General features: G+C 66.8%; 3 protein-coding genes. All 3 read right to left on the bottom strand.

Going from position 1 to position 2,292, the window contains the following annotated elements:
- Positions 1-27: 27 nt before the first annotated feature.
- Complete coding sequence (locus V8688_RS26280) at positions 28-576, bottom strand: ferritin (protein ID WP_218716135.1); 549 nt, start codon at positions 574-576, stop codon at positions 28-30.
- Positions 577-660: 84 nt separating this feature from the next.
- A complete protein-coding gene (locus V8688_RS26275) occupies positions 661-1,200 on the bottom strand; it encodes a ferritin-like domain-containing protein (protein ID WP_218716136.1) in 540 nt (179 codons plus the stop codon).
- Positions 1,201-1,209: 9 nt separating this feature from the next.
- Positions 1,210-2,292, bottom strand: a 1,083-nt coding sequence (locus tag V8688_RS26270) for an LCP family protein (RefSeq protein ID WP_342801913.1), incomplete at its 5' end; no start/stop codon positions are given.

Here is a 2,292-nt window from a genome sequence, read left to right as displayed (position 1 = left end):
GCCCCCCCCCAATCCGGGTGGCTCTGGTCAGACGCTGCCGCCGGCGACGGACGGTGCGCCCGAGGTGTCCTTCGGGGTGCTGAGCTCGCGCCACATGAACGCCTCGAGATCGAACAGGTTCGACCCGGCGCGATCGGCGATATTGAGCAGCGTCGTCATGTGCGCGACTTCTTCGACCTGTTCCTTCAGGAACCACTGCATGAACTGCTCGCCGAGGTAATCGCCCTCTTCGCGGGCCGTGCTGGCCAGCCGGATGATCTGGTCGGTGACCGTCTTCTCCTGGGCCAGGGCCAGTTCGATCGGCTCGCGGGCGGTCTCGAAGTTCGACTTCGCGGCGTCGATGCCCGCGATCTCCACGCTGATGTCCCGGTCGAGGAAATACTGCACGATCATCATCGCGTGATTTCGTTCTTCGACGGACTGGGCGTAGAAGCGCTTGGCCAGCTGCGGGAGGTCGTTGTTGTCGAACCACACCGCAATGGCGATGTACTGATGTTCGGCGTTGAACTCATGCCGGATCTGGTCTTGGAGCAGGCTGTGGAATTTGCTGCGCGGGGGTTCCGGATGAATCGACATGGCCGCAACATTAGACCTGGTCAAAGTGGGTTGTCATCCAAGTGCAACCTTATTGAGGGAAGTATTTCCTAACCAAGTATTCCCTTACTGAAGCTTCCCTGTGCCCGCCATTCTGGGCGCCGTGTTGTCCACCGGGACAACGCCTGCCAGCTCGCGCCGGATGAATTCCTCCACGTCGAACAGATTGTCCTGCCGGTCCAGCACGGTGAGCAGCGTGCTCATCTCCGCGACGTCGGCGACCTGTTCTTTCAGGAACCACTGCACGAATTGTTCGCCGAGGAAATCCTGCGCCGCACGAGCGGCGCCGGCCAGCGCGCTGATCTGCGCGGTGGCTGTCCGTTCCCGGTCGAGCAGGAAGGCGATCGCGGCGCGCGGCGAATCGAACTCCGAGCGCAGCTCGTCGAGCCCGCCGATCGTCACCGCGACATCGCGGTCGAGCAGATACTGGACCATCCGCATCGCGTGGCCCCGGTTCTCGGCCGAGCGGGCGTAGGTCTGCGCGGCCAGTTGCGGTAGTCGCTGCGCGTCGAAGTACACGGCGGCGGCCAGATACTGCTGTGCGGTGGTCAGCCCGTGCCGGATCTGGTCCCGCAGCAGCTCGGTGAACGAACGATCCTCGGCCATACCACGACGTTACCGCGTCAGCAGGTCCTCGGGAATCTGTTGATCCTTGGCCAGGGCGTCGAAGAAACCGCTCGCCTTCGACTTGTCCCACAGCAGCACGTTGCCGACGTCGGTGTCGTCGAATCCGCCGATCGGGACGCTGGTGGTGACGGTGTCACCACGCATCGCCCAGCCCAGCGCGGCCAGGTTCCAGATGTGGTCGCCGTCATCGACTTTCAGCGAGCCGGCCACCCCGGTGGCCATCGGCCACAGCGCGAACGGATTGGCGAGGGTGCCCATGCTGGTCGCCTTCTTCAGCAGCGCCGACATGAACATCCGCTGGTGGTTCATCCGGTCGACGTCCGCGCGCGGGGTCGCCCTGGTGCGCACGAAGCCCAGTGCCTCTGGCCCGCTCAGCTCCTGGCAGCCCGCGGGCAGATCGAGCCCGGCCAGCGGGTCGGCGATCGGCTCGTCCAGGCAGATCTCGATGCCGCCGAGCGCGTCGACGACGCCGGCGAAGCCGCCGAAGCCGATCTGGGCGTAGTGGTCGATCCGCACCCCGGTGGCCTCCTCCACCGTCTGCACCAGCAGCGGCGCGCCGCCGAAGGCGAACGAGGCGTTCAGCTTGTCCTTGCCGTGGCCGGGAATGCTGACGTAGGAGTCGCGCGGGAGGCTGACCATCGTGGTCGGCCCGGACGACGGGATGTGCACCAGCATGATGGTGTCGGTGCGTTCCGGGCCGGTGTCGCCGCCGGTCGCCAGTTCCTGCTCCTGCTCGGTCGACAGGTCGCCGCGGCCGTCGGAACCGACCAGCAGCCAGTTCGTGCCGGGCGTATCGCCGATCCGGTCGCTGTAGGAGGCGAGCGCGGTGATGCGGGTCAGCGAGTTGTCCAGGTGGATCACCGCGGCGATCAGGCCCGCGATCAGCAGCACGACGATCACCGTGAACCACCGGAACGGATGACGCTTGCGGCGTCGTCGTGGCGGCTGGACCTGTCCGCCGGCATCCGCGGGCGGCGGGGTGCGCCGCCGGGGCGGGACGGCGTCGTGGTGGGGGACCGGGCGCTGGGTCGGCGCGTGCCTGACCTGCTCGCGCTGCGGCATCGGGCGCGG

The organism is Nocardia sp. No.11 (genome assembly GCF_038752175.1).
GTDB lineage: Bacteria > Actinomycetota > Actinomycetes > Mycobacteriales > Mycobacteriaceae > Nocardia > Nocardia canadensis.
This window is presented reverse-complemented; position numbering and strand designations above follow the sequence as displayed.